24 protein-coding genes are annotated in these 23,891 nt (G+C 70.9%); 10 read left to right on the top strand and 14 right to left on the bottom strand.

Going from position 1 to position 23,891, the window contains the following annotated elements; genetic code table 11:
• Positions 1-13 precede the first annotated feature (13 nt).
• Positions 14-889, top strand: a complete 876-nt coding sequence (locus ACFYZ4_RS08765) for a winged helix-turn-helix transcriptional regulator (RefSeq protein ID WP_351291354.1) — start codon at positions 14-16, stop codon at positions 887-889.
• Positions 890-892: 3 nt separating this feature from the next.
• On the opposite strand, the gene ACFYZ4_RS08760 is transcribed toward ACFYZ4_RS08765, so the two are convergent.
• Together ACFYZ4_RS08760 and ACFYZ4_RS08755 are read right to left on the bottom strand one after the other, a co-directional pair.
• Positions 893-1,465, bottom strand: a complete 573-nt coding sequence (locus ACFYZ4_RS08760) for a TetR family transcriptional regulator (protein ID WP_351291356.1) — start codon at positions 1,463-1,465, stop codon at positions 893-895.
• Positions 1,465-1,785, bottom strand: coding sequence for a multidrug efflux SMR transporter (locus tag ACFYZ4_RS08755; protein WP_351291357.1), 321 nt, complete (start codon positions 1,783-1,785; stop codon positions 1,465-1,467). The genes ACFYZ4_RS08760 and ACFYZ4_RS08755 overlap by 1 nt, the downstream gene beginning before the upstream one ends.
• 126 nt (positions 1,786-1,911) lie before the next feature.
• On the opposite strand from ACFYZ4_RS08755, the gene ACFYZ4_RS08750 reads away from it, so the two are divergent.
• A complete protein-coding gene (locus ACFYZ4_RS08750) occupies positions 1,912-2,754 on the top strand; it encodes a hypothetical protein (RefSeq protein ID WP_351291358.1) in 843 nt (280 codons plus the stop codon).
• Here ACFYZ4_RS08750 and ACFYZ4_RS08745 read toward each other — a convergent pair.
• The 9 genes from ACFYZ4_RS08745 to ACFYZ4_RS08705 all read right to left on the bottom strand — a co-directional run bounded on the left by ACFYZ4_RS08745 (position 2,738) and on the right by ACFYZ4_RS08705 (position 10,929).
• Positions 2,738-4,069, bottom strand: coding sequence for a hypothetical protein (locus tag ACFYZ4_RS08745; RefSeq protein ID WP_351291405.1), 1,332 nt, complete (start codon positions 4,067-4,069; stop codon positions 2,738-2,740). The genes ACFYZ4_RS08750 and ACFYZ4_RS08745 overlap by 17 nt on opposite strands.
• Positions 4,070-4,320: 251 nt before the next feature.
• A complete protein-coding gene (locus ACFYZ4_RS08740) occupies positions 4,321-4,665 on the bottom strand; it encodes a metal-sulfur cluster assembly factor (protein ID WP_030388904.1) in 345 nt (114 codons plus the stop codon).
• A complete protein-coding gene (gene sufU / locus ACFYZ4_RS08735; RefSeq protein ID WP_351291359.1) occupies positions 4,662-5,123 on the bottom strand; it encodes a Fe-S cluster assembly sulfur transfer protein SufU in 462 nt (153 codons plus the stop codon). The genes ACFYZ4_RS08740 and sufU overlap by 4 nt, the downstream gene beginning before the upstream one ends.
• Positions 5,124-5,159: 36 nt before the next feature.
• The gene (locus ACFYZ4_RS08730; RefSeq protein WP_189973804.1) at positions 5,160-6,416 is read right to left on the bottom strand and encodes a cysteine desulfurase; all 1,257 of its coding nucleotides are present in this window, start codon (positions 6,414-6,416) and stop codon (positions 5,160-5,162) included.
• Positions 6,413-7,177 (bottom strand): Fe-S cluster assembly ATPase SufC, encoded by a 765-nt coding sequence (gene sufC, locus ACFYZ4_RS08725; protein ID WP_351291360.1) that lies wholly within the window; start codon positions 7,175-7,177, stop codon positions 6,413-6,415. The genes ACFYZ4_RS08730 and sufC overlap by 4 nt, the downstream gene beginning before the upstream one ends.
• A 7-nt stretch (positions 7,178-7,184) precedes the next feature.
• Entirely contained in the window at positions 7,185-7,502 is a 318-nt protein-coding gene (locus tag ACFYZ4_RS08720) for a bifunctional 3-phenylpropionate/cinnamic acid dioxygenase ferredoxin subunit (protein ID WP_319723179.1), read from the bottom strand.
• Positions 7,502-8,680 (bottom strand): Fe-S cluster assembly protein SufD, encoded by a 1,179-nt coding sequence (gene sufD / locus ACFYZ4_RS08715; protein ID WP_351291361.1) that lies wholly within the window; start codon positions 8,678-8,680, stop codon positions 7,502-7,504. The genes ACFYZ4_RS08720 and sufD overlap by 1 nt, the downstream gene beginning before the upstream one ends.
• Before the next feature lie 75 nt (positions 8,681-8,755).
• Complete coding sequence (gene sufB, locus ACFYZ4_RS08710; protein ID WP_351291362.1) at positions 8,756-10,171, bottom strand: Fe-S cluster assembly protein SufB; 1,416 nt, start codon at positions 10,169-10,171, stop codon at positions 8,756-8,758.
• The gene (locus tag ACFYZ4_RS08705; RefSeq protein WP_351291363.1) at positions 10,168-10,929 is read right to left on the bottom strand and encodes a MarR family transcriptional regulator; all 762 of its coding nucleotides are present in this window, start codon (positions 10,927-10,929) and stop codon (positions 10,168-10,170) included. The genes sufB and ACFYZ4_RS08705 overlap by 4 nt, the downstream gene beginning before the upstream one ends.
• Before the next feature lie 368 nt (positions 10,930-11,297).
• Here ACFYZ4_RS08705 and ACFYZ4_RS08700 point away from each other — a divergent pair, with 368 nt between their 5' ends.
• The 4 genes from ACFYZ4_RS08700 (at position 11,298) to ACFYZ4_RS08685 (ending at position 15,184) form a co-directional block, all read left to right on the top strand.
• On the top strand, positions 11,298-12,224 hold the full coding sequence (locus ACFYZ4_RS08700; RefSeq protein WP_390783404.1) for an ABC transporter ATP-binding protein: 927 nt from the start codon (positions 11,298-11,300) through the stop codon (positions 12,222-12,224).
• Entirely contained in the window at positions 12,221-12,988 is a 768-nt protein-coding gene (locus ACFYZ4_RS08695) for an ABC transporter permease (protein ID WP_384341281.1), read from the top strand. Before ACFYZ4_RS08700 ends, ACFYZ4_RS08695 begins: the two co-directional genes overlap by 4 nt.
• 68 nt (positions 12,989-13,056) lie before the next feature.
• The gene (locus tag ACFYZ4_RS08690; protein WP_390783403.1) at positions 13,057-14,190 is read left to right on the top strand and encodes a hypothetical protein; all 1,134 of its coding nucleotides are present in this window, start codon (positions 13,057-13,059) and stop codon (positions 14,188-14,190) included.
• 34 nt (positions 14,191-14,224) lie between these two features.
• On the top strand, positions 14,225-15,184 hold the full coding sequence (locus ACFYZ4_RS08685) for a heme A synthase (RefSeq protein ID WP_390783402.1): 960 nt from the start codon (positions 14,225-14,227) through the stop codon (positions 15,182-15,184).
• A 13-nt stretch (positions 15,185-15,197) separates the two neighbouring features.
• On the opposite strand, the gene ACFYZ4_RS08680 is transcribed toward ACFYZ4_RS08685, so the two are convergent.
• The 3 genes from ACFYZ4_RS08680 to ACFYZ4_RS08670 form a co-directional block, all read right to left on the bottom strand.
• Entirely contained in the window at positions 15,198-16,298 is a 1,101-nt protein-coding gene (locus ACFYZ4_RS08680) for an amidohydrolase (RefSeq protein WP_390783401.1), read from the bottom strand.
• A 105-nt stretch (positions 16,299-16,403) separates the two neighbouring features.
• Positions 16,404-16,754: a hypothetical protein gene (locus ACFYZ4_RS08675; protein ID WP_351291375.1), complete on the bottom strand. Its 351-nt coding sequence runs from the start codon at positions 16,752-16,754 to the stop codon at positions 16,404-16,406.
• A 24-nt stretch (positions 16,755-16,778) separates the two neighbouring features.
• The gene (locus ACFYZ4_RS08670) at positions 16,779-17,720 is read right to left on the bottom strand and encodes a heme o synthase (RefSeq protein WP_351593876.1); all 942 of its coding nucleotides are present in this window, start codon (positions 17,718-17,720) and stop codon (positions 16,779-16,781) included.
• Between the two features lie 333 nt (positions 17,721-18,053).
• Here ACFYZ4_RS08670 and tkt point away from each other — a divergent pair, with 333 nt between their 5' ends.
• The 4 genes from tkt to opcA are packed head-to-tail and all read left to right on the top strand — an operon-like array spanning position 18,054 to position 23,854.
• Positions 18,054-20,141: a transketolase gene (gene tkt / locus ACFYZ4_RS08665; RefSeq protein WP_351291379.1), complete on the top strand. Its 2,088-nt coding sequence runs from the start codon at positions 18,054-18,056 to the stop codon at positions 20,139-20,141.
• Between the two features lie 34 nt (positions 20,142-20,175).
• Positions 20,176-21,294 (top strand): transaldolase, encoded by a 1,119-nt coding sequence (gene tal, locus ACFYZ4_RS08660; RefSeq protein WP_351593870.1) that lies wholly within the window; start codon positions 20,176-20,178, stop codon positions 21,292-21,294.
• A 5-nt stretch (positions 21,295-21,299) separates the two neighbouring features.
• A complete protein-coding gene (gene zwf / locus ACFYZ4_RS08655) occupies positions 21,300-22,826 on the top strand; it encodes a glucose-6-phosphate dehydrogenase (protein ID WP_376614137.1) in 1,527 nt (508 codons plus the stop codon).
• The gene (gene opcA, locus ACFYZ4_RS08650; protein ID WP_351291383.1) at positions 22,823-23,854 is read left to right on the top strand and encodes a glucose-6-phosphate dehydrogenase assembly protein OpcA; all 1,032 of its coding nucleotides are present in this window, start codon (positions 22,823-22,825) and stop codon (positions 23,852-23,854) included. The genes zwf and opcA overlap by 4 nt, the downstream gene beginning before the upstream one ends.
• Positions 23,855-23,891 lie beyond the last annotated feature (37 nt).

Below are 23,891 nucleotides of genomic sequence, written 5' to 3'. Positions count from 1 at the left end.
CAAAGGAGCTCCCATGGCCCAGCGCACACACCTCGGCGACGCGGACTGCGCCATCGCCCAGGCCCTCGACGTGGTGGGCGACTGGTGGACGCTGCTGATCGTGCGGGACACCGCGCGCGGCGTGCACCGCTTCGACGAGCTCCAGCGCGAGCTGGGGATGTCCCGCAAAGTGCTGACGGAGCGGCTGAAGATGCTCGTCGAGGCCGGGGTGCTGACGCGCGAGCCGTACCAGGAACGTCCGGTGCGGTACGAGTACCGGCTGACCCCGCGCGGGCGGGGGCTGCTGCCGGTCCTGGTGGCCCTCCAGGACTGGGGAGACACCTGGGTCCTGGGAGAGGGAGAGATGACGGCGACGACCGACGAGGCCTCGCGGGAGGCGGAACGGGTGCACGGGCTGCGCGGCACGCGGGTGCCGGAGCTGCTGCTGCCGGACCGTTTCGGCGGGCTGAGCGACCCGGTGGCCGACACCCCGTTCACGGTCCTGTACTGCTTCCCGGGCGCGTACGCGCGCGCCGAGGCCTACCCGCCCGGCTGGGCCGGCATCCCCGGCGCCAAGGGCTGCACGTTCGAGTCGTGCACGTACCGCGACCAGCTCGCGGAGTTCACCGCGGCCGGCGCCACCGTGCACGGGGTGTCGTCCCAGCGCCCGGACGAGCAGCGGGAGTTCGCGGAGCACGAGCGGCTGCGGTTCCCGCTCCTCTCGGACGCGGACCTGGCGCTGACGGCGGCGCTGCGGCTGCCGACGTTCCGCGCGGCGGGCGTGACCCGGATCAAGCGGCTCACCCTGGTCGTGGACCGCGACCGCACGGTCCGCGAGGTGATCTACCCGATCCGGGACATCGAGGCGAGCGTGGCCGCGGCGCTGACAGCGGTCCGCGGGGCCGCCTGACGGTCAGGCACGCGCGGGACCGGCCTGGGCCCCGCGGAGCACTCGCCCCAGGACCTCGCGGGCGTACGCCTCGTCGTACGGGGCGTCCGTCAGCAGGACCTGGAGGCCGATGCCGTCCATGACGGCCACCAGCGCCCGCGCCGTCACCGGATCCGTCCGGACGGCGAGCGCGGCGGACATGGCCTCGCACCACTCCGACGCCACCGGCCGCAGCGCCGGGCGGCGCAGGGCCGCGAGGTAGAGCTCGTACTCCAGCTCGACCCGGCTCCGGTCCGCCGCCAGGAACTCCCCCAGCAGCCGGGCCAGGGCCCGGTCGAGGTCCGCGTCCGGGTCGGCCAGTGCCGCCGAGTCCGCCAGCGCCCGCGCGAAGCTCTCGTTGGCCTGGCGCAGCGCCGCGACCAGCAGGTCGTCCAGGGTCTTGAAGTGGTACGTCGTCGACCCGAGCGGTACGTCGGCCTCCGCGGCCGCGCTGCGGTGGCTCAGCCCCGCGATGCCCTTGGCCCCCACCACCCGGATCGCCGCGTCGATGATCCGCTGCCGCCGGTCCGGGTCGTAGCGCCGCACACCGGAGGGCATCAGTGCGCTCCGCCGAGGTTCAGCAGGACCACCCCGCCGATCACCAGGACGATGCCGGCGATCTTCGCGGCGGTGGCCGCCTCCCCCATGAACACCATGCCGATGGCGGCGATGGCGGCGGTGCCGACGCCCGCCCATATCGCGTACGCCGTACCGACCGACATCGACTTGAGCGTCTGCGCGAGCAGGGTGAAGGCGATGACGTACCCCAGCAGGGTGCCCAGTGAGGGCCACAGCCTGGTGAAACCTTCGCTGTACTTCATGGCGGTGGTTCCGGCGACCTCGGCGGCGATGGCCGCGGCAAGCAGTACGTAGGGCATGTGTACAACAGTACACATCGATGCGTACACCTGTACATACGAACGACCCGCCGCACGACCCGGGACTCCTGCGGCCCGCGGCGCTACCCTGTCCGCCTCCTCGGGAGACGAAGGGGCGGCCCGCGCATGGCGCAGCATTGGACCCATCAGGGCGGCGGCTGGCTGCCCCCGCGCTCTCCCCGGCCCGGCGTGGTACCGCTGCGCCCCCTCACACCGGGGGAGATCCTCGGCGGCGCCCTCATCACCCTGCGCCGCCACGGCGCCCGGCTGCTCGGCGCCCTGCTCCTCGGCCAGCTCGGCGGGCTGCTGCTGGTCGCCGCGGTCGCCGGGGCGGCCACCCTCGCCTCCCTGACCCGTACCGCCGGCAGCCGGGCCTTCGTCTACGCCCTCGTCCCGGCCTTCGCCCTGTTCCTGCTGTTCGGCTGGGCCCTGTCCGGCGCCCTGGCCGCGGCCCTGCTGCGACCGGCGGTGCTCGGGCGCCGCGTCGCCGTGCGCGAGCTGCTGCGGGCCGCCCTGCCGCGGACGCCCGCGGTGCTCGGCGCCCGGCTGCTGTCCCTGGTCGCCGCCGCCGGACCGGGGGCCGCCGCCTTCGCCGCCGGGCTGCCGCCGCTCGCGCTGCTGCCCCTGGCCCCGGTCGCCCTGTGGCTCGCCGTGCTCTTCGCCCTGGCACCCACGGCCGCCGGGTACGAGGGGCTGGGCCCGGTGGCGGCCCTGCGCCGCTCGGCCCGGCTGGTGCGCGGCGCCTGGTGGCGGACCCTGTGCGTGACCGCTCCGGCGGGCGCGTTCGCGCTGGGGGCCGCGTACGCCCTCCAGTACTGGTTCGGCGCGCTCGGGGTGCTGCTCGCGCCGGCCCTGCTGCCGGCCTTCCCCCAGCTGACCGCCGGCCTGCTCTATGCCGACCGGCGGCTCCGCCGTGAGCACCTCTCCGGGTCCTTCACGGCGGAGCCCGTGATCACGGGTTCAGCGTGAACCAGGCCGCCCGCGCCTTCTTCCACTCGGCGTGCGTCAGGTCCTTGGCCTCGGTGCCGTCGCCGTAGAGGTCCGCGGACCCGCTGTCGGTGACCAGCTGCACCCGGGCGCCCGCGGCCGTCAGGTCCGGGACGTCCACGATGGCCTCCCAGCCGCCGGGGTCGGTGGTCGGCAGGTCGGCCCGCTTGACCGGGGCGTGCCCGGCGACGCCGTCCCACTGGTAGAGCGCGTACGGGTCGGAGTTGTCGTCCGCGGCCCAGGAGCCGGCCAGGATCAGGTACTGCCCGGCGGCGTTCTTGCGGAGGTCCCGGACGGCCAGCCCGCCGAGGTCCAGCTCGATGCCCGCCCCGAAGACGGCCTTGGAGCCGTTGGCGAGGACCTTGTCGAAGTTGGTGACGGGCACGATCAGCGCCTTGCCGCCCGGTACGGCCGGTGCCAGCGGGGCCCGGAAGCCCAGGTAGGCGGTGGTCGTGGAGCCGGGCGCGAACTCCAGCCCCTCCACGTTGAAGCCGTCGATCTGCTTGGGCGCCTCGCCGTCCGCGGTGCCCGCCGCGAAGCCGTACTTGTTCCCGTTCGCCTTGTCCCAGGCCACCAGGTCGTCACGGAGCTTCTTGTACGAGCGCCCGTACGCCAGCTGCGTGCCCGTGCCGGACCCGCTCACCGTGGTGGTGAACACCGTGTTCCGGGGCGCCTTGTACTCGCCGTCCTTGTTGTTGCCGAGCGAGCCCGTCCAGTAGATGGTGTCGCCGATCCGGGTCGCCCCCTCGATGTCCACCTCCTTGCTCACCCCGAGCTGCGAGCTGAAGTCCCAGGTCTTCACGGGCGCGCCCGAGCGGGAGCGGTCGTACAGGCGCAGCACGTTGGACTCGTCGTCCGCCACCACCGCGTACCCGCCGCCGACATCCACGGCGGCCGAGGCATCGGCGGAGCCGGTCAGGTAGCGCGCGTCGGCCGGGTTCTGCACGGCCGCGGAAGCCGCGTAGTACAGCGTCTTGGTGGCGGTCTTGCCGCCCAGCCCGGCCACCTTGACGGTGAGGTTGGTGTAGCCGCGGCCGCGCGCGGCGACGGCCAGCTGCCGCACCGCCCCGGCGCCGGTGACGGTGACGTCGCCGGTCCCGGCGACCGAGGCCTTGCTCGACGCCGAGGCGCTGACCGTCAGGGCGGAGGCGTCGGCCCCGCTCTGGCCGACGGTGACGTTCACGACCGGGTCCCCGACGGCCCCGACGGCCCCGGACAGGTAGGACGCGGACAGGGCGATCGTCGGCGTCCCGTACGTCACGGCCTGGGCGGGCGCGGTCAGCCCGACGATCAGCAGGGCGGCGGCGCCGGCTGTCCCGGCGGCGAAACGAACGGTCACGGAGGGTCCTCTCGTATGCGGCGCCACGTCGTGACGGCCGTCGAGAAGAGTCGGCGACGGTGGACAACTCCGGGTGCACGGCATCCGTCCACCCGGAGAACAGCCTTCCGGATCAAGAAGACAATCGCGGGCCGGAGCCGGAAAGCAGAGAGGGCCCCCGGCACGACCGTGCCGGGGGCCCTCATCCGCAAGCGGTGATCAGGCGGTGATCAGACGTTGAAGCCGAGCGCGCGGAGCTGCTCACGACCGTCGTCCGTGATCTTGTCCGGGCCCCACGGCGGCATCCAGACCCAGTTGATCCGGAGTTCGTTGACGATGCCGTCCGTCGCCGACTTCGCCTGGTCCTCGATGACGTCCGTCAGCGGGCAGGCCGCCGAGGTCAGCGTCATGTCGAGGGTGGCGATGTTGGCGTCGTCGATGTGGATGCCGTAGATCAGGCCCAGATTGACGACGTCGATGCCCAGCTCGGGGTCGACCACGTCGTAGAGGGCCTCGCGGACCTCTTCCTCGGTGGCCGGCTTGATCGACGCCTCGGGCGTCGCGTTCTCGGTCATGCCGTCTTCCTCTCCGCGTCGCCCAGAGCCTGGGCGGTCGCGTCCTTCCACGCCATCCAACTCAGCAGAGCACACTTCACGCGAGCCGGGTACTTGGAGACCCCGACGAACGCGACCGCGTCCTCCAGCACGTCCTCCATGGCCTCGTCCGGCTCGATCTTGCCCTTGGACTGCATCATCTCCAGGAACACGGCCTGGATCTTCTGCGCCTCGGCCAGGTCCTTGCCGACCAGCAGCTCATTGAGTACGGACGCGCTGGCCTGGCTGATGGAGCAGCCCTGGCCCTCGTACGAGACGTCGGTGAGCGTCTCGCCGTCGTACTTCACGCGCAGCGTGATCTCGTCGCCGCACGTCGGGTTGACGTGGTGCACCTCGGCGTCGCCGTCGCGCAGGCCACGCCCGTGCGGGTGCTTGTAGTGGTCCAGGATCAGTTCCTGGTACATCGAATCCAGCTTCACAGCGTCCTCGTCAGCCTCGTCGTCGTCGACTCGTCGTCACCCGAAGAAGTTCCGTACGTGCTCCAGCCCGTCGATCAGCGCGTCGACCTCGGCCGGAGAGGAGTACAGATAGAAAGACGCTCGCGTCGTCGCCGGAATTCCGTAGCGCAGGCAGACGGGGCGCGCGCAGTGGTGTCCCACGCGGACCGCGATGCCCTGCTCGTCCAGCACCTGGCCGACGTCGTGCGGGTGGATGTCGCCGAGGACGAAGGAGATCGCGGCGCCGCGGTCCTCGGCCGTGGTGGGGCCGATGATCCGCAGGTCGGGCACCTCGGCGAGGCGCTTGATCGCGTACTCGGTGATCGCGTGCTCGTGCGCGGCGATCTTGTCCATGCCGATCGCGGACAGGTAGTCCACGGCCGCGCCGAGGCCGACGGCCTGGGCGATCGGGGGCGTACCGGCCTCGAACTTGTGGGGCGCCGGGGCGTAGGTCGAGGCGTGCATCGACACGGTCTCGATCATCTCGCCGCCGCCGAGGAACGGGGGCAGGTCCTCCAGGAGCTCCTGGCGGCCCCAGAGGACGCCGATGCCGGTCGGGCCGCACATCTTGTGGCCGGTGAAGGCCACGAAGTCGGCGCCGAGCGCCTGTACGTCCAGCGGCATGTGCGGGGCGGCCTGGGAGGCGTCGATCAGCACCAGGGCGCCGACGTCCTGGGCGCGCCGGACGATCGCCTCGACCGGGTTGACCGTGCCCATGATGTTGGAGACCAGCGTGAAGGAGACGATCTTCGTCTTCTCCGTGATGACCTCTTCGATGTTGGACAGGTCGAGCCGGCCGTCGTCGGTGAGGCCGAACCACTTCAGCTTCGCGCCGGTGCGCTGCGAGAGTAGCTGCCACGGCACGATGTTGGAGTGGTGCTCCATCTCCGTGATGGCGATCTCGGTCTCGCGGTCGACCCGGTAGGGCTCGTCGGCCCAGCCGAGCATGTTCGCGACCAGGTTGAGCGACTCCGAGGCGTTCTTGGTGAAGATCACCTCGTCGCGGCTCGGCGCGTTGATGAAGGCGGCGACCTTGTCGCGAGCGCCCTCGTACAGCGCCGTGGCCTCCTCTGCGAGCACGTGCACGCCACGGTGGACGTTGGCGTTGTGCTGCTCGTAGTACTCGTTCAGCGCGTCGAGCACCTGGCGCGGCTTCTGCGAAGTCGCCGCGTTGTCCAGGTAAACGATCTTCTTCCCGTCGTGGACCACACGATCCAGCAGGGGGAAGTCCTTGCGGATCGCCTCGATGTCGAGGAGGCCAGGCAGCTGTGTCACGCGGTCGCGCCACCCTTCACGTACTTGTCGTAACCCTCGGCCTCCAGCTGGTCGGCGAGCTCGGCGCCACCGGACTCGGCGATACGGCCGTTCGCGAACACGTGCACGAAGTCGGGCTTGATGTAGCGCAGGATGCGCGTGTAGTGGGTGATCAGCAGGGTGCCGACCTCACCGGTCTCGCGGACGCGGTTGACGCCCTCCGAGACGATGCGCAGCGCGTCGACGTCGAGGCCGGAGTCGGTCTCGTCGAGGATCGCGATCTTCGGCTTCAGGAGCTCCAGCTGCAGGATCTCGTGGCGCTTCTTCTCACCGCCGGAGAAGCCCTCGTTGACGTTGCGCTCGGCGAAGGCCGGGTCCATGTGGAGCTGCTCCATCGCGGACTTGACCTCCTTCACCCAGGTACGCAGCTTCGGCGCCTCGCCGCGGATGGCGGTGGCCGAGGTGCGCAGGAAGTTGGAGACCGAGACGCCGGGGACCTCGACCGGGTACTGCATCGCGAGGAAGACGCCGGCGCGGGCACGCTCGTCGACGGACATCTCCAGGACGTCCTCGCCGTCGAGGGTCACGGTGCCACCGGTGATGGTGTACTTCGGGTGACCGGCGAGCGAGTACGCCAGGGTGGACTTGCCGGAGCCGTTCGGACCCATGATGGCGTGCGTCTCACCCTGCTTGACGGTGAGGTCGACGCCCTTGAGGATCTCGCGGGCGCCGTTCTCGGCCTCGACGGAGACGTGCAGGTCGTGGATTTCAAGCGTTGCCATGGATACCTCAGGACTCCTGGGTGAGGGAGACGAGCACGTCGTCCCCTTCGATCTTTACGGGGTATACGGGTACGGGGCGCGTCGCGGGCAGACCGGAGGGCTTGCCGGTGCGCAGGTCGAAGGCCGACCCGTGCAGCCAGCACTCGATCATGCAGTCCTCGACCTCGCCCTCCGAGAGGGAGACGTTCGCGTGCGAGCAGATGTCGTTGATCGCGAACACCTCCCCGTCGGTGGAGACGATGGACACCGGCGTGCCGTCGAGTTCCACCCGCTTGGGGGTGTTCTCCTCCAGCTCGCTCAGCGTGCAGGCCTTGACGTAATTCATCAGACGGAACCCTGGAGCTCGGTCTCGATCTTGGTGAGGAGACGCTCCTCGATGTCCGGGACACCGATCTGCTGGACGAGCTCGGCGAAGAAGCCGCGGACGACCAGGCGGCGGGCCTCGTCGGCCGGGATGCCGCGGGCCTGGAGGTAGAAGAGCTGCTCGTCGTCGAAGCGGCCGGTCGCGGAGGCGTGGCCGGCGCCGACGATCTCGCCGGTCTCGATCTCCAGGTTCGGCACCGAGTCGACGCGCGCGCCGTCCGTGAGGACGAGGTTGCGGTTCATCTCGTAGGTGTCGGTGCCCTCGGCGGTCTTCTCGATGAGCACGTCACCGATCCACACCGCGTGGGCGTCCTGGCCCTGGAGCGCGCCCTTGTAGACCACGTTCGACTTGCAGTGCGGTGCGACGTGGTTGACCAGGAGGCGGTGCTCCTGGTGCTGGCCGGCGTCCGTGAAGTACAGGCCGAAGAGCTCGGCCTCGCCGCCGGGGCCGGCGTAGGTGATCCGCGGGTGGATGCGGACGACGTCGCCGCCGAAGGTGACCACGACAGACTTGAAGCTCGCGTCGCGGCCGATCAGCGTGTTGTGCTGCGAGCAGTGGACGGCGGTGTCGTCCCAGTCCTGCACGGAGACGACGGTGAGCTTGGCGCCGTCGCCGACCAGGAAGTCGACGTTGGCGGCGCGCACGGCGTCACCGGTGTGGTCGATGACGATGACGGCCTCGGCGAAGGCCTGCACGTCGAAGACGGTGTGCCCGAAGGTGGTGCCGCCCTCGCCGTGCAGCGAGAGGCGCACCGGCTCGGTCAGGACGGCCTCCTTGGGCACGGTGACGACCGTGGCCTTGGCGAAGGACGAGAACGCCTGGGCGGCGACCCGGTCCACCGGGGTGCCGGCCTTGCCGATGCGCGCGTCGTCGCGGTCCACCGACTCGATGGTGACGCCCTCGGGCGCGTCGATCTGGGCCTTGATGGCGCCGTCGGCGACCGCGGTGCCGTCGTGGAGACCACGCAGGCGGGCCAGCGGAGTGAAGCGCCACTCCTCCTCGCGGCCGTGGGGCACGGGGAAGTCCGCCACGTCGAAGGACGGGGGGGCACTCATCCGGGTGGCGACGGTGGACTCGGCGGCCACCGCGATCGCGCCGGCGGTGGTCGAACCCGCCGGAATGTTCTGAGCCTCAGCCATGGCTGTCTTCGTGCTCGCTCTCTTTAAAACACACGTCTACGTCAAGGAATGTCTGCGGGACTCGGGCGGTCGGGACTAACCGACCGAACCCTCCATCTGCAGCTCGATCAGCCGGTTCAGCTCCAGGGCGTACTCCATGGGCAGCTCGCGCGCGATGGGCTCGACGAAGCCGCGCACGATCATGGCCATCGCCTCGAACTCCGTCATGCCGCGGCTCATCAGGTAGAAGAGCTGGTCGTCGGAGACCTTGGAGACGGTGGCCTCGTGGCCCATGGAGACGTCGTCCTCGCGGACGTCCACGTAGGGGTACGTGTCCGACCGGGAGATGGTGTCGACGAGGAGCGCGTCGCACAGCACGTTGGACTTCGAGCCGTGGGCACCCTCGCCGATCTCGACCAGGCCGCGGTACGAGGTGCGGCCGCCGCCTCGCGCCACCGACTTGGAGACGATGTTCGAGGAGGTGTTCGGCGCCATGTGGACCATCTTGGAGCCGGCGTCCTGGTGCTGGCCCTCGCCCGCGAAGGCGATGGACAGCGTCTCGCCCTTGGCGTGCTCGCCCATCAGGTAGACGGCCGGGTACTTCATGGTGACCTTGGAACCGATGTTGCCGTCGACCCACTCCATGGTCGCGCCCTCGTACGCCACGGCGCGCTTGGTGACCAGGTTGTAGACGTTGTTCGACCAGTTCTGGATCGTCGTGTAGCGGCAGCGGCCGCCCTTCTTGACGATGATCTCGACGACGGCGCTGTGCAGCGAGTCCGAGGAGTAGATCGGGGCGGTGCAGCCCTCGACGTAGTGGACGTAGGCGTCCTCGTCGACGATGATCAGCGTCCGCTCGAACTGGCCCATGTTCTCCGTGTTGATGCGGAAGTAGGCCTGGAGCGGGATGTCGACCTTGACGCCCTTGGGGACGTAGATGAACGACCCGCCGGACCACACTGCGGTGTTCAGCGAGGCGAACTTGTTGTCGCCGACCGGGATGACCGTGCCGAAGTACTCCTGGAAGAGCTCCGGGTGCTCCTTCAGCGCGGTGTCCGTGTCGAGGAAGATGACGCCCTGCTCCTCCAGGTCCTCACGGATCTGGTGGTAGACGACCTCGGACTCGTACTGGGCGGCGACACCGGCGACGAGGCGCTGCTTCTCCGCCTCCGGGATGCCGAGCTTGTCGTACGTGTTCTTGATGTCCTCGGGCAGGTCCTCCCAGGAAGCGGCCTGCTTCTCGGTGGAGCGCACGAAGTACTTGATGTTGTCGAAGTCGATGCCCGAGAGGTCGGAGCCCCAGTTCGGCATGGGCTTCTTGTCGAAGAGCTTGAGACCCTTGAGGCGGAGGTTCAGCATCCACTCGGGCTCGGACTTCTTCGCCGAGATGTCGCGGACGACCTCTTCGGACAGACCCCGCTTGGCAGCGGCACCGGCCGCGTCGGAGTCGGCCCAGCCGTATTCGTAGGTGCCCAGGCCATCGAGCTCAGGGTGAGCAGTCTCCGTGGTCATGCGGGGTTCCTCCCGGCCGTACTTGCAGATACTGACGTGTCGGTCTGTGTGGTGCCCGCGCTGCGCGGAATGAACGTCGTGCACACTCCGTCGCCGTGGGCGATCGTGGCGAGGCGCTGCACGTGCGTTCCCAGCAGGCGTGAGAAGACCTCGGTCTCCGCCTCGCATAGCTGCGGGAACTGCTCGGCCACGTGGGCGACCGGGCAGTGGTGCTGGCAGAGCTGTTCACCGCTGTGCGGACCGGGAGCGCTCTTCGCCGTAGCAGCGTACCCGTCCGCGGTCAACGCCTTGGCCAGGGCCTCCGCGCGGTCCCCGGGGGCGGCCGCGTCGACGGCTTCCCGGTAGCTCCGCGCCTGCGTCTCCATCCGGGCCCGGGCGAAGGCGGCGACGGCCGCCTCGCCCTGTTCGCCGCCGCCGACCGACTGCGCGATCCAGCGCATGGCGTCGGCGGCGAGGGCGTCGTAGGACTGGTCGAAGGCGTCGCGGCCGCAGTCGGTGAGCGCGAAGACCTTGGCGGGCCGACCCCGGGTGCGCGCACCGTACACACGCTGCTCACGGGGTTCGACCACGTCGTCGGTGACGAGCGTGTCGAGGTGGCGGCGGACGGCGGCCTGGGTGAGGCCGAGGCGCTGCGCGAGGTCGGCGACGGTGGACGGACCGTGGTCCAGGATCGAGCGCGCCACTCGGTTGCGGGTTGACCGCTCCCCGGTGGCGAGCTCCCCCTGGGGGGTCTCGATCTGCCGTTCGCCGTATTTCACAACGCCATTGTTGCGTAATTAGTCGAGCCCCGACAAGCCGTGACGGAGGCCACTCCTGGTGGCATCCATCACTAAGGGTTACCTAATTTGTCGACGCAGAGTTATTTGGAGGGGGGCATTCCACGATCCCTCCGAGCCGCTCCGACGTACCGGTAAACAGCCCCCCACCAGCACACCTCCACCCATTGTCGTTCCCCGGCACCATGAACACCGAGTTCCGGAAAAGATCACGGAAAGCGGCTGGGCCACCCGGGACGGCCCGACGGAAAAGAGTCGTATTTCGCTACGCCGGGTCGGCGACGAGCCGCCTTTTACCCCTCGACCCCGGGGCCCGTGCCCCCTCCCGCGGCTCCGTAGACTCACCCCCCATGAGCAACGACCCCGCCGTGGAGATCCGCGGACTGGTGAAGCGGTACGGCCCCAAGACAGCGGTGGACGGCCTGGACCTCACCGTCCGTACGGCCTCCGTCACCGCGGTCCTCGGTCCCAACGGCGCGGGCAAGACGACCACGGTGGAGACCTGCGAGGGCTACCACCGCCCCGACGCCGGAACCGTCCGCGTCCTCGGCCTCGACCCCGTCGCCCAGGCCGAGGCACTGCGCCCGCGGATCGGCGTGATGCTCCAGTCCGGGGGCGTCTACTCCGGAGCCCGCGCGGTCGAGATGCTGCGCCACATGGCGAAGCTGTACGCCGACCCGCTCGACGTCGACACTCTGGTGGAACGCCTCGGACTCGGCGGCTGCGGCCGCACCGCCTACCGCCGGCTCTCCGGCGGCCAGCAGCAGCGCCTGGCCCTGGCCATGGCCGTCGTGGGCCGCCCCGAGCTGGTCTTCCTGGACGAGCCCACCGCCGGCCTGGACCCGCAGGCCCGCCGCGCGACCTGGGACCTCGTACGGGAGCTGCGCGCCGACGGGGTCACCGTCGTCCTCACCACCCACCACATGGACGAGGCCGAGCAGCTCTCGGACGAGGTCGCGATCGTCGACGCGGGCCGGGTCATCGCGCACGGCAGCCCCGAGCAGCTCTGCCGGGGCGGCGCCGAGAACACCCTGCGCTTCACCGGCCGCCCCTCCCTCGACCTCGCCTCGCTGCTCAAGGCGCTGCCCGACGGCACCCAGGCCGCCGAGCTCCTCCCGGGCACCTACCGGGTCACCGGCGACGTCCACCCGCAGCTGCTGGCCACCGTCGCCTCCTGGTGCGCGCAGCACGGCGTGATGCCGGACAGCCTCACGGTGGAGCGGCACACCCTCGAAGACGTGTTCCTGGAACTGACCGGTAAGGAGCTGCGCGCATGAGCGCCGGTACGTTCACCCCCAGCCCGGGGGCCGCGCCCGTCTCCCGCATGATCCTCGCGCAGACGGCTCTGGAGACCCGGATGCTGCTGCGCAACGGGGAGCAGCTGCTGCTGACCGTGATCATCCCGGCGCTGCTGCTGACCCTCTTCTCCGCCGTGGACATCATCGATACCGGCAGCGAGAAGTCCGTGGACTTCCTCGCCCCCGGCATCCTGGCGCTCGCCGTGATGTCCACCGCCTTCACCGGACAGGCCATCGCCACCGGCTTCGACCGCCGGTACGGGGTCCTCAAGCGGCTCGGGGCCTCCCCGCTGCCGCGCTGGGCCCTGATGGCCGCCAAGACCCTGTCGGTGCTGGTCACCGAGGTGCTCCAGATCGCCCTGCTGACGGTGATCGCCTTCGCCCTGGGCTGGTCCCCGCACGGGAACCCGCTGTCGGTGGCCGCGCTGATCCTGCTGGGCACCGCCGCCTTCTCCGGGCTGGGGCTGCTGATGGCGGGCACGCTCAAGGCCGAGATGACCCTGGCCGCCGCCAACCTGGTGTTCCTGCTGCTGCTGGTCGGCGGCGGGGTGATCGTGCCCCTGGAGAAGTTCCCGGAGGCGGCGCAGTCCGTCCTGGGGCTGCTGCCCATCGCGGCCCTCTCCGACGGTCTGCGCGAGGTGCTCCAGCACGGGGCCGCGCTCCCGTGGGGCGACGCGGCCGTGCTCGCCGGCTGGGCCGTACTCGGTCTGGGCGCCGCCGCGCGCCTCTTCCGCTGGGAATGAAACCCTTCCCCTCGCGCTGAGAATGCCGCGAGGATGGGCGCCTCCACACATGAGGCCGGGGGGCGGACATGGTGCAGCGGGAGGCCGTACTTCGGCTGGACGAGCAGTGGGCACAGGTGCGGTCGGGGGCGGCGCACGCGGAACCGGAGGAGCGCGAGCGGCTCCTGGACGAGCTGATCGGCGCCCTGCGCCCCCTCGCGGACGATCCCCGGTGCACCGCGCTGCTCGGGCTGCGCCTGGCCGACCGGGCCGCCCTGCGGTTCGCCGCGGGGGACCGCGCGGGCGCGCTGGCCACGATCGAGGAGGGGCTGCACAGCTCCGAGCGCGCGGCCCGGTACTCCCCCGAGTTCGCCCGCTGGTACGCCCGCGGGCTGATCAACCACGGGGTGTGGCTGGCCTGGCCGCTGAGCGACGGGGCCCGGCTGCCGAAGCACCCGCTGGGCCCGGCCGCCGGCGAGGGGCCGAGCGCCATGGAGCGGGCGGCCGGTGAGCGCGCCCGTGACCTGACCCGGAGCGCGGTGGAGGTGTGGGCGGGGCTGGACCAGCACGATCCGGTCAACCGGCGGGGCCTCGCCCAGGCCAAGGTGTTCCTCGGGGACCGCCTCGCCGAGCTGGGCCTCGCCGAGGACGCGGTGGCCTGGGCGGTGGACGCGGAGTCCGACTTCCGGCAGCTGCTGCTCGCGGATCCCGCCGCGGAGGAGTCGGAGGAGGCCGAGGAGGCCCTGGACCACATCGGCCGCCAGCTGGAACTGCGCCTGCGCTTCCTGGCCTTCGAGTCCCTGGTCGGCCTGCGCGCACGGAGGCTGATGCCCGAACGGCTGCTGCCGCAGGCCGTGGTGGCCGCCCGCATCCAGGGGGTGGAGGAATCCGAGGTCGCGGCCCGGCTGCGCCTCGACCCCGAACAGGTGCGGACGATGCTGGAGGTCACGCCCTGGCTCGCGGTGTGGCGCGTCGAGGTGCGCGGTCCTGACGGACTGTGGACCGTACTCGCCCATCCCTGGCACAGCGCCACAGAAGTAAGGAATCGGACGGCTGAGGACGTAGCGGGCGAACTGGTGCGCGGGTTCGTCGGCTCGGCGGACCATCCGGGCGACGGCGTCCCTTGGCGCATCCTGCTGTGGTGGCACGAGGAGGGCGAGCCCGCGGGAGCGAAGTACCGCCTGGTCGTCGGCCCCGACGCCGCCATGGGCACCCCCTCGTGAAACTTTGCACAAGGGGTCGCCTACGATATGGGGCGTGTTGAACCCCCTCGCCCACATCGCCAGCCGCTGGACCCCGTCACCCCGGATCGTCCAGCGGGCCGCACTCGCCGCGCTCGTCATGAGCGTGGTCATCGTCGTCACCGGCGGCGCGGTACGGCTGACCGGGTCCGGCCTCGGCTGCGACACCTGGCCCAAGTGCACCGACGACAGCCTGATCGTGACGCAGGAGCAGGGCTTCCACGGCGCCATCGAGTTCGGCAACCGCATGCTGACCTACGTGCTCAGCGCGGCCGTCGGCTGGGCGATCATCGCCGCCCGCTCGGCCAAGCCCTGGCGGCACTCCCTGACCACGCTCGGCTGGGTGCAGTTCTTCACCGTGATGGCGAACGCCGTACTGGGCGGCATCACCGTCCTGACCGGGCTCAACCCCTACAGCGTGGCCGGGCACTTCCTGCTCGCCACCGCGCTGATCACCGTGACGACGGTCACCTGGCAGCGCACCCGCGAGGGCGACGGCGCCCCCAGGCCGCGGGTGCCCGGCCCGGTGCGCAAGCTGTCGTGGGCGCTGCTCGCGACCACCCTCGTCCTGATCGCGGCGGGCACCGTCGTGACCGGCTCCGGTCCGCACGCCGGTGACAGCAGCGAGATCCGGCGCATGCCCTTCGACTGGGACGCCACCGTCCACGTGCACGCCGTCGCCGCCTGGCTGGTGTGCGCGCTCGCCGTCGCGATGTGGCTGGTCCTGCGCGTCGTGGACGCTCCGGCCGACACCCGGGCGCGCGCCCGCGACCTGCTGGTCGTCCTGCTCGCCCAGGGCGCCATCGGCTACGTGCAGTACGCCACCCAGGTCCCCGAGGCCCTGGTCGCCGCCCACATGCTGGGCTCCTGCCTGGTGTGGATCGCCGTGCTCCGGGTCGCGCTGAGCCTGCGCGAGCGGCCGGCCGAGCAGGCGGAGATCCCCGCCCAGGGCGACCCGCAGCTCTCCGCCGTCTGATCCCCCGGACCCGTCAGGGCCCCTCGGGGCCGTCCAGGCGGTAGACGCGGCGGGCGTTGCCCGCCGCGACCAGGCCGGCCACCCGGTCCGCGTCCCGCCAGGACCAGGACCCCTCGGCGACCCAGCCGCCCAGCACCCGGCCCAGCGCCTCCCGGAACACCAGGGCGCCCACCGCGTGCAGTTCGGGCAGTTGCCGGCCGCCGCTGGAGAACAGCACCTTCCCGAACGGCGCCAGCTCCAGCAGCTCCGCCAGGACCGCCGCGGCCCGCGCCCCGGTCTGCCCGAGGGCCGCGCCCGCATCGGCGTAGACGTGCGGGAAGGCGGCGGCGAGCTGCGCCGTGTGCCGGTGGTGGGGGTACCCGCCGATCAGCACCAGCCGCGCGCCCAGGCCCGCGGTGGCCCGTACGAACTCCGTCAGCGGGGCGGGATCGCCCGCGCCCGCGTGCAACTGGAGCGGCAGCCCGGACGACACCGCGCTCCACAGCAGGTGCCGCAGGAGTACGGGATCCCGTACGGCCCCGCCCACGGGCCGCCCGGCCAGCCACCGTCCGGCCGCCCCGCGCACCTCGCCGGGACCGGGCGGATCGGGTACGGAGGCCGGGGCGCCGGCGCCGTCGAAGGCGGTCGCGCAGGTGAAGGCCGCGGCCCCGGCGGCGGCGTGGTGGACGGCCTCGGCCAGATTGGCGAGGAAGGCGGACACCGTCCCGGAGGTGTCGGCGACCTGCTCGGCCAGTAACTCCAGGCGGACCGACTCGAAGGCCTCGGCGTCCCCGGCGAGCGCCAGCTCCTTGGGCCCGGTGAGGTCCCCGGCCACCCCGGTGTCGACCAGGTACGCGGCGACCCCGGACCCCCTGAGCAGCCGCCGGGCCGACTCGGCCGCGCCCAGCTCGCGCCGCCGCGCCAGATAGCGGGCGGGGGCGGCGTGCGGCTCCAGCCCCAGCAGCGGCGGGCACCAGCGGCGCACCGCGAAACCGGTCTGGGTGTCGAAGAAGGTGGTGCCCGCGGCGGGCGGGCCGGCCGAGCGGATCAGCTGGGCCTCGAAGGTGCCCAGGCCCAGCTCCGTACGGAGTACTCCGTGGCAGTACTGGTCCACCAGGGGCGGCGTTTCGATCATCCGGGCATCCCGTTGCGGACGTGAGGAAGGGGCTTCCACACGTCCTAACGGGTGAGCGGGGTGTGAGGTGTTGCTCGCGCTGTTGACCGATCGCCCGGACAGGGCCTAGTTCTCGTGTCCGCCGAGCTGGATGCCGGCCATCCGCGTCCACTCGTACGGGCCGGTGCGCACGCGTGCGGCGAACTCCCCGTCGAACTCCTCGTGGAGGGTCAGCCCGGCCTTCTCGGCGGCCAGCTGCGCCACCGCGAACGTCGGCGCCACCAGGTCGCCCCAGCCGCCGTCCGTTCCCACGAGCACGATCCGGGTGCCGGCCTGCCCGATGTGGGCGAGCTGGCCCTCGGCGCCCCCGTGCTTCTTGGCGAAGGCGCCGATCTGCCTGGCGAGCTTCGCCGCCGTACGGTCCTGCTTCTTGTCCGCGGCGCCTGCGGCGGCTGCGGTGTCTGCGGTGTCTCCCATGGAGGGCATGCTACCGGCGAGTAATCAGCGGAGGAAGGGATCCACGGCCACCGCCACGAACAGCAGCGACACGTAGGTGATCGACCAGTGGAACAGGCGCATCTCCTTGAGCTTCGCGCCCGTCACGCCCGCCTTGGCCCGCGCGTGCAGCGCGTGCGCCTCCCACAGCCACCAGCCGCCGGAGACCAGCGCGACCGAGGTGTAGAACCAGCCGGTGTACCCCATCGGGGTCAGCAGCAGCGAGACCGCCACCATCACCCAGCTGTAGACGACGATCTGGCTCGCCACGGCCTTGTTGCCCGCCACGACGGGGAGCATCGGCACGCCGGCGCGCGCGTAGTCGTCCTTCACCTTCATCGACAGCGGCCAGTAGTGCGGCGGCGTCCAGAAGAAGATGACGAGGAAGAGGACGACCGCGGCCCAGGAGACCTCGTTCTTGACGGCCGACCAGCCGATGAGCACCGGCATGCAGCCCGCGATGCCGCCCCAGACGATGTTCTGGGCGGTGCGCCGCTTCAGCAGCATCGTGTAGACGACGACGTAGAAGAGGAGCGCGCCGAGCGACAGCGCCGCCGACAGCCAGTTGACCAGGAAACCGAAGAACAGGGTGGAGACCACCGCGAGGGTGAGACCGAAGGCCAGGCACTCCCGCGGGCTGACCATGCCGGTCACCAGCGGGCGCTGCGAGGTCCGGTCCATCAGCGCGTCGATGTCGCGGTCGATGTACATGTTCAGCGCGTTGGCGCCGCCCGCGGACAAGTAGCCGCCGAAGCAGGTCACGAGGACCAGCCACAGGGACGGCACGCCCTGCTCGGCGAGGAACATCACCGGCACTGTGGTGATCAGCAGAAGTTCGATGATCCGCGGCTTGGTCAATGCCACGAAAGCCATGACGCGGGCCCCGAACGGCCGGTGACCGGGGCTCGTCCCGAGCACCGCCGCTGGACGGGATTCGACGGCCGTCACGCACACCCCTGAGAGAGAATCCAGCAAGCTACGACTCGGGCCACCACGAACATGAAGGCCCGGTTAAGGCTTGCGCGTACCACGCCACTGTAGACGTTGCACTTACGTCGCCCCGCGCCGGGGTCGCCTCGTGTTGGGCCGATCGGACCGTGCATACCTACGGGGGACGACGCGGTCCCGGCCCCCGCGAGCGGGTGAACACCGGTCGGCGGCGCGGTGACGGACTGCGTGCACTCGAATAGCTGCACGCCGTCGCGGGGGTAGGCTCGGAATCGCGCCGGTGCACCGTTCGTCACCGGGATTCATACATGTGGAGAGGAGCCCTGACCCACGGTGAGCACCAAGCCGACCACCACAGAGCTCGAGTGGACCGAACTGGACCAGCGGGCCGTCGACACCGCCCGCATCCTGGCCGCTGACGCGGTCCAGAAGGTCGGAAACGGCCACCCCGGTACGGCGATGAGCCTGGCCCCCGCCGCGTACACCCTCTTCCAGAAGGTGATGCGGCACGACCCGGCGGACCCCGAGTGGGTGGGCCGCGACCGTTTCGTGCTCTCCGCGGGGCACTCGTCCCTGACGCTCTACACCCAGCTGTACCTCGGCGGGTTCGGGCTCGAACTGGACGACCTCAAGGCGTTCCGCACGTGGGGTTCCAAGACCCCCGGTCACCCGGAGTACGGCCACACGGCCGGCGTGGAGACCACGACCGGCCCCCTCGGCCAGGGCGTCGCCAACGCGGTGGGCATGGCCATGGCCGCCCGCTACGAGCGCGGTCTGTTCGACCCGGAGGCCGCCCCGGGCACCTCCCCGTTCGACCACATGATCTACGCGATCGCGGGCGACGGCTGCCTCCAGGAGGGCATCTCCCACGAGGCGTCCGCGCTGGCCGGCCACCAGGAGCTCGGCAACCTCGTCCTGCTGTGGGACGACAACCACATCTCCATCGAGGGTGACACGGAGACGGCCGTCTCCGAGGACACCATCAAGCGCTACGAGGCCTACGGCTGGCACGTCCAGCGCGTCGCCCCGCAGGCCAACGGCGACCTCGACCCGAAGGCGCTGTTCGCCGCCTTCCAGGCCGCCAAGGCCGAGACCGGGCGCCCCTCCTTCATCGCGGCCCGCTCGATCATCGCCTGGCCCGCCCCGCACGCCCAGAACACCGAGGCCGCGCACGGCTCGGCGCTCGGCGACGACGAGGTCGCGGCCACCAAGCGCGTCCTCGGTTTCGACCCGGCGCAGACCTTCGAGGTCGCCGACGAGGTCATCGCGCACACCCGCAAGGCCCTGGACCGCGGCCGCGAGGCCAAGGCCGCCTGGGAGAAGGACTTCTCCGCCTGGCGCACGGCCAACCCGGAGCGCGCCGCCTCGTTCGACCGCATCAACGCCAACGAGCTGCCCGCGGGCTGGGAGGACGAGCTCCCCGCCTTCGAGGCCGGCAAGTCCGTCGCCACCCGCGCCGCCTCCGGCAAGGTGCTCCAGGCCCTCGGCGCGGTCATCCCGGAGCTGTGGGGCGGCTCGGCCGACCTGGCCGGCTCCAACAACACCACCATCGACAAGAACTCCTCGTTCCTGCCGAAGGACAACCCGCTGCCGGAGGCCGACCCGTACGGCCGCACCATCCACTTCGGCATCCGCGAGCACGCCATGGCCGCGTCCATGAACGGCATCGCCCTGCACGGCCACACCCGTATCTACGGTGGCACCTTCCTGGTGTTCTCCGACTACATGCGCAACGCCGTGCGCCTGTCGTCGCTGATGCACCTGCCGGTGACCTACGTGTGGACGCACGACTCCATCGGTCTCGGTGAGGACGGCCCGACGCACCAGCCGGTCGAGCACCTCGCCTCGCTGCGCGCCATCCCGGGCCTGAACGTCGTCCGCCCGGCCGACGCCAACGAGACCGCGATCGCCTGGCGCGAGATCCTCAAGCGCCACACCAAGGTCTTCGGCAAGGGCGCCCCGCACGGTCTGGCGCTCACCCGCCAGGGCGTGCCGACCTACGAGCGCAACGAGGACGCCGCCAAGGGCGGGTACGTGCTCTTCGAGGCCGAGGGCGGTCCGGCCCAGGTCGTGCTCATCGGCACCGGCTCCGAGGTCCACCTCGCCGTCGAGGCCCGCGAGCAGCTCCAGGCCGAGGGCATCCCGACCCGGGTCGTCTCCATGCCGTCCGTCGAGTGGTTCGAGGAGCAGCCGCAGGAGTACAAGGACAGCGTCCTGCCCTCCTCGGTGAAGGCCCGCGTCGCGGTCGAGGCCGGCATCGGCCTGACCTGGCACCGCTACGTCGGCGACGCCGGCCGCATCGTGTCGCTGGAGCACTTCGGCGCCTCCGCCGACGCGAAGGTGCTGTTCCGCGAGTTCGGCTTCACCGCCGAGGCCGTGACCGCCGCCGCCAAGGACTCCCTCGCCGCCGCCGCGCGCTGACGCCGGTCCAGAACCAAGTAGGAGATGTAATCCCATGACAGACGCACTCAAGCGCCTCTCCGACGAAGGCGTGGCGATCTGGCTGGACGACCTGTCCCGCAAGCGCATCACGTCCGGCAACCTGGCCGAGCTCATCGACCAGTCGCACGTGGTCGGTGTCACCACCAACCCGGCGATCTTCCAGAAGGCGATCAGCGGCGGCGAGGGCTACGAGCAGCAGCTCACCGACCTCGCGACCCGCAAGGTCACCGTGGAGGAGGCCCTGCGCATGATCACCACGGCGGACGTCCGCGACGCCGCCGACATCCTGCGCCCGGTCTACGACCGCACCGACGGCCAGGACGGCCGCGTGTCGATCGAGGTCGACCCGCGCCTGGCCCACAACACCCCGGCGACCATCGCCGAGGCCAAGCAGCTGGCCTGGCTGGTGGACCGCCCGAACACGCTCATCAAGATCCCGGCGACCAAGGCCGGCCTGCCGGCGATCACCGAGGTCATCGGCAAGGGCATCAGCGTCAACGTCACGCTGATCTTCTCGCTGGAGCGCTACCGCGAGGTCATGGACGCGTACCTGGCGGGTCTGGAGAAGGCCAAGGCCGCCGGCCTGGACCTGTCCCTGATCCACTCGGTCGCCTCCTTCTTCGTGTCCCGCGTGGACAGCGAGATCGACAAGCGCCTGGACGCGGTCGGCACCGACGAGGCGAAGGCCCTCAAGGGCAAGGCGGCGCTCGCCAACGCCCGTCTGGCCTACGAGGCCTACGAGGAGGTCTTCTCCTCGGACCGCTGGACCGCCCTGGAGCGCGTCGGAGCCAACAAGCAGCGTCCGCTGTGGGCCTCGACGGGCGTCAAGGACCCGGCGTACAAGGACACCCTGTACGTGGACGACCTGGTCGCCCCGAACACGGTGAACACCATGCCGGAGGCCACCCTGGAGGCCACCGCCGACCACGGCCGGATCACGGGTGACACCGTGCGCGGCACCTACGAGCAGGCCCGTGCCGAGCTCGATGCGGTCGCGAAGCTGGGTATTTCGTACGACGATGTGGTGCAGCTGCTCGAGGACGAGGGCGTCGAGAAGTTCGAGGCGTCCTGGAACGACCTGCTGAAGTCGACCGAGGCGGAGCTTGAGCGCCTTGCCCCCACGGAGGCCTGAACACCTTGTCTGTGAACGGAGCGAACCCGCTTCGTGACGCACAGGACCGGCGGCTCCCGCGCATCGCGGGGCCGTCCGGCCTGGTCATTTTCGGCGTTACGGGTGACCTGTCGCGCAAGAAGCTGATGCCTGCCATCTACGACCTGGCCAATCGCGGCCTGCTGCCGCCGGGCTTCTCGCTGATCGGGTTCGCCCGCCGCGAGTGGGAGCACGAGGACTTCGCCCAGGAGGTGTACGAGGCCGTCAAGCAGCACTCGCGCACCCCCTTCCGGGAGGAGGTCTGGCAGCAGCTGGTGCAGGGCTGCCGGTTCGTGCAGGGCGATTTCGACGACGACGCGGCCTTCGAGACCCTGAAGGCGACGATCGACGACCTGGACAAGGCGCAGGGAACGGGCGGCAACTTCGCCTTCTACCTGTCGGTCCCGCCGAAGTTCTTCCCCAAGGTGGTCCAGCAGCTCAAGAACCACGGGCTGGCGCAGAAGGAGGGCTCCTGGCGGCGTGCCGTCATCGAGAAGCCCTTCGGCCACGACCTGAAGAGCGCCGAGGAGCTCAACAAGGTCGTTCACGAGGTCTTCCCCCGTGACGAGGTCTTCCGGATCGACCACTACCTCGGCAAGGAGACCGTCCAGAACATCCTGGCGCTCCGCTTCGCCAACACCATGTTCGAGCCGATCTGGAACCGGTCGTACGTCGACCACGTGCAGATCACCATGGCCGAGGACATCGGCATCGGCGGCCGGGCCGGCTACTACGACGGCATCGGCGCGGCCCGTGACGTCATCCAGAACCACCTGCTCCAGCTGCTCGCGCTCACCGCGATGGAGGAGCCCGGCTCCTTCCACCCCAAGGCGCTCGTGGCGGAGAAGCTCAAGGTCCTCACGGCCGTCGAGCTCCCGGAGGACCTGGGCAAGCACACCGTGCGCGGCCAGTACTCGGGCGCGTGGCAGGGCGGCGAGAAGGTCGTCGGGTACCTCGAAGAGGACGGCATCGACCCCAAGTCGAAGACCGACACCTACGCGGCCGTCCGCCTGGAGATCAACAACCGCCGCTGGGCGGGCGTCCCGTTCTACCTGCGGACGGGCAAGCGCCTGGGCCGCCGGGTGACCGAGATCGCCGTGGTCTTCAAGCGTGCCCCGTACCTGCCGTTCGAGTCGGGCGCGACCGAGGAGCTGGGGCAGAACGCCCTGGTCATCCGGGTCCAGCCGGACGAGGGCGTGACGGTCCGCTTCGGTTCCAAGGTTCCGGGCACCTCCATGGAGGTCCGGGACGTCACGATGGACTTCGCCTACGGCGAGTCCTTCACGGAGTCGAGCCCCGAGGCGTACGAGCGGCTCATCCTCGACGTGCTCCTCGGCGACGCGAACCTCTTCCCGCGTCACCAGGAGGTCGAGCTGTCCTGGAACATCCTCGACCCGATCGAGGAGTACTGGGACAAGCACGGCAAGCCCGCGCAGTACCCGGCGGGCACCTGGGGTCCGGTCGAGGCGGACGAGATGCTCGCACGAGACGGACGGAGCTGGCGCCGGCCATGAAGATCGACCTCACGGAGACCAACTCCAGCAAGATCAATGCCGCGATGGTGCAGGCACGCCGGGACATCGGCACGCCGGCCATCGGCATGGTCCTCACGCTGGTGATCGTGACCGACGAGGAGAACGCGTACGACGCGCTCAAGTCGGCGAACGACGCGTCCCACGAACACCCCTCGCGGATCGTCGTCGTCATCAAGCGGGCCAGCCGCTCGCCGCGCAGCCGCCGCGACGCCCGGCTCGACGCGGAGGTCCGCGTCGGGGCGGACTCCGGCAGCGGTGAGACGGTCGTGCTCCGCCTTCACGGCGAACTGGTCGACCACGCCCAGTCGGTGGTTCTCCCGCTGCTCCTGCCGGACGCCCCGGTGGTCGTCTGGTGGCCGGACGGTGCGCCCCAGGACCTGGCGGGCGATCCGCTGGGAACGCTGGGCCAGCGCCGGATCTCGGACACGTACTCCTGCGAGGACCCGATCCGGGAGCTCAGCGCCCGGGGGGCGTCGTACGCGCCGGGGGACACGGACCTGTCGTGGACCCGCATCACCCCGTGGCGCTCCATGCTGGCCGCCGCACTGGACCAGCAGACCCTCTCGGTCGCCTCGGCGACCGTCGAGGGCGAGGACGAGAACCCGAGCTGCGAGCTGCTGGCCATGTGGCTGGCGGACCGGCTCGACGTCCCGGTCACGCGCACGCTGTCCTCGGGCCCCGGCCTGACGGCGGTACGCCTGTCGACCAAGGACGGCGACATCGTCCTGGACCGCGCGGACGGGTCACTGGCCACGTTGTGCATGCCGGGGCAGCCCGACCGTGCGGTGGCGCTCAAGCGCCGCGACACGGCCGAGCTCCTGGCGGAGGAGCTGCGCCGGCTGGACCCGGACAACACGTACGAGTCCGCGCTGAAGTTCGGCGTGGCGAAGCTGCAGCCGTCGGCTCCGCCGGCTCCGGCCAAGCCCGAAGCCCCCGCCAAGGCGGAGGCCGAGCCGAAGCCTGCGGCGAAGCCGGCGGCCAAGCCTTCGAAGAAGGCTGCCAAGTAACAAGGCCCTGCGGGGCTTTCCCCACCCCGCCCCAGCC

The organism is Streptomyces sp. NPDC001513, from assembly GCF_042894695.1.
Classification (GTDB): domain Bacteria; phylum Actinomycetota; class Actinomycetes; order Streptomycetales; family Streptomycetaceae; genus Streptomyces.
Note: the sequence above shows the minus strand (reverse complement) of the source record. Positions and strands in the feature narration are given on the sequence as shown.

Coding starts and splice junctions, on each gene's coding strand:
- ACFYZ4_RS08690 (WP_390783403.1), top strand. CDS start 13,057: ATGGTGCAGCGGGAGGCCGTACTTCGGCTGGACGAGCAGTGGGCACAG.
- sufB (WP_351291362.1), bottom strand. CDS start 10,171: ATGACCACGGAGACTGCTCACCCTGAGCTCGATGGCCTGGGCACCTAC.
- ACFYZ4_RS08675 (WP_351291375.1), bottom strand. CDS start 16,754: ATGGGAGACACCGCAGACACCGCAGCCGCCGCAGGCGCCGCGGACAAG.
- sufD (WP_351291361.1), bottom strand. CDS start 8,680: ATGGCTGAGGCTCAGAACATTCCGGCGGGTTCGACCACCGCCGGCGCG.
- ACFYZ4_RS08695 (WP_384341281.1), top strand. CDS start 12,221: ATGAGCGCCGGTACGTTCACCCCCAGCCCGGGGGCCGCGCCCGTCTCC.
- ACFYZ4_RS08755 (WP_351291357.1), bottom strand. CDS start 1,785: ATGCCCTACGTACTGCTTGCCGCGGCCATCGCCGCCGAGGTCGCCGGA.
- ACFYZ4_RS08740 (WP_030388904.1), bottom strand. CDS start 4,665: ATGACCGAGAACGCGACGCCCGAGGCGTCGATCAAGCCGGCCACCGAG.
- opcA (WP_351291383.1), top strand. CDS start 22,823: ATGAAGATCGACCTCACGGAGACCAACTCCAGCAAGATCAATGCCGCG.
- sufC (WP_351291360.1), bottom strand. CDS start 7,177: ATGGCAACGCTTGAAATCCACGACCTGCACGTCTCCGTCGAGGCCGAG.
- ACFYZ4_RS08760 (WP_351291356.1), bottom strand. CDS start 1,465: ATGCCCTCCGGTGTGCGGCGCTACGACCCGGACCGGCGGCAGCGGATC.
- ACFYZ4_RS08680 (WP_390783401.1), bottom strand. CDS start 16,298: ATGATCGAAACGCCGCCCCTGGTGGACCAGTACTGCCACGGAGTACTC.
- ACFYZ4_RS08750 (WP_351291358.1), top strand. CDS start 1,912: ATGGCGCAGCATTGGACCCATCAGGGCGGCGGCTGGCTGCCCCCGCGC.
- ACFYZ4_RS08765 (WP_351291354.1), top strand. CDS start 14: ATGGCCCAGCGCACACACCTCGGCGACGCGGACTGCGCCATCGCCCAG.
- ACFYZ4_RS08700 (WP_390783404.1), top strand. CDS start 11,298: ATGAGCAACGACCCCGCCGTGGAGATCCGCGGACTGGTGAAGCGGTAC.
- ACFYZ4_RS08720 (WP_319723179.1), bottom strand. CDS start 7,502: ATGAATTACGTCAAGGCCTGCACGCTGAGCGAGCTGGAGGAGAACACC.
- tal (WP_351593870.1), top strand. CDS start 20,176: ATGACAGACGCACTCAAGCGCCTCTCCGACGAAGGCGTGGCGATCTGG.